Origin of the sequence: Mesorhizobium sp. M7D.F.Ca.US.004.03.1.1 (assembly GCF_003998635.1) — a bacterium.
Taxonomy (GTDB): Bacteria; Pseudomonadota; Alphaproteobacteria; order Rhizobiales; family Rhizobiaceae; genus Mesorhizobium; species Mesorhizobium loti.
Window position 1 is genome coordinate 1 of the sequence record NZ_RZQG01001115.1, and the last position, 1,725, is coordinate 1,725.

Annotated in this window: 2 protein-coding genes; both read right to left on the reverse strand. The window is 63.6% G+C overall.

Features of this window, described 5'->3' with window-relative positions; genetic code table 11:
* The coding region (locus EN935_RS34510) for an aminotransferase class III-fold pyridoxal phosphate-dependent enzyme (protein ID WP_127374151.1) at window positions 1-771 on the reverse strand (771 nt) is incomplete at its 3' end.
* A 348-nt stretch (window positions 772-1,119) separates the two neighbouring features.
* On the reverse strand, window positions 1,120-1,725 hold a 606-nt coding region (locus tag EN935_RS34520; protein ID WP_164771627.1), incomplete at its 5' end, for a prolyl oligopeptidase family serine peptidase.

Genomic DNA, 1,725 nt, shown 5'->3' on the forward strand with positions numbered 1-1,725 from the left:
GAGAACATCGTATTTACGGCAGATGCGCTGCACTTCCGGCCAGTAGCTGACCGGCGGTATCTTCACGCCGCCCGCTCCCATCACCGGCTCGCCGATGAAGGCGGCAACCTTGTCGGCGCCGGCTTCGAGGATGGCATCCTCAACGGCCTTGGCCGCGCGCAGGCCGAAATCATGATCGCTCTCGCCGGGCAGCGCCAGTTCATAGGCATAGGGCATCATGACATGGACGATGTTGGGTACCGCGCCGCCGAGCTGCTTGTGCATGCCATCCATGCCGCCGAGCGACGTGCCGGCAACGGTCGAGCCGTGATAGGCCATCTTGCGCGAGATGATGCGGTTCTTCTCCGGCTTGCCCTCCAGCACCCAGTAGTGGCGCACGAGACGCAACGCCGTGTCGTTGGCTTCCGAACCGGACGAGCCGTAGAACACCTGGTTGACGTGCTTCGGCGCGATCTCCGCCAGCTTCTTGGACAGCAGCACCGGCGTCGGCGTCGAGCATTTGAAGAAGGAGTTATAGTAAGGCAGCTCCTTCATCTGGGCATAGGCGGCCTCGGCCAGCTCGTCACGGCCGTAGCCGATATTGACGCACCACAGCCCGGCCATGCCGTCGAGGATTTCAGCCCCCTCGGAATCGTAGATGAACGGCCCGTTGGCGTGGGTGATGATGCGCGAGCCGGCCTCGCGCAGTTCCTTGTGGTCGGTGAACGGGTGGAGATGATGTGCGGCGTCGATCTGCTGAAGCTGCTTCAGCGAATAATTCTGATAGGTCATGGATCTGATCTTTCCTCTGGATTCTATCCGGCCCAAGCCGGGGCGAATGCATCAGAGGATGGCAGGCGGTGAATAACCGATGCGGGCGCACAGCCGCAAAAGCTCGGCGCGCAGCGTGCGCGGTGACGGTGTCACCGCGACCCGCAATGCGCGAGCCTCAAATGCGCCAACCAACATCCTGACGAGAGCCATGGCTGGCACCTTAAGCAATTCCAGGAAAAGTGTGAAACGGTTTTCCCGGGAAAAGCGCGTAGCGCTTTCCCTCAGGGAATTGCGTCAAAACAAGAGAGCGAGCAAAGGGCGGTCGAGGTGAACCCCCCTTTGCGTCGGCGACACTCGGCCTGCCGGTTATGCCACCCCGCCCAGCGCCCTTTGCAGGAACACATATTTCATCGCCGTCTGCGCCGCCTGCGGCCGGCGGTCGCCGCGCCCGCCATGCCCGCCTTCTGTCTCCTCGAAGAACAGCGTCTTGGCATGGCCGGCTTCCTGCAAGCGGGCGGCCATCTTGCGTGCATGGCCGGGATGGACCCGGTCGTCCGCGGTCGAGGTGGTCAACAGCACCGGCGGATAGGCGGCAGCGGCGTCGACGTGCTGATAGGGCGAGTAGGCTGAAAGCCACTTCGCGTCTTCGGGTTTCGACGGATCGCCATATTCGGCCATCCACGAGGCGCCGGGCGGCAATTCGGCGTAGCGCAGCATGTCGAGCAGCGGCACCTCGATGATGACCGCACCGAACAGCTCGGGGTGCTGCGTCAGCGAGACACCGGTCAGCAAGCCGCCATTCGAACCGCCCTGGATGCCGAGCGAGCTTGCTGTCGCGATTCCGCGCTTGACGACGTCCTGCGCGACCGCTGCGAAATCGTCGAAGCCGTTTTGGCGATTGCCCTTCAGCGCCGCTTGATGCCACGCCGGGCCGAACTCGCCGCCGCCGCGGATGCAGGCCTGCACATAGGC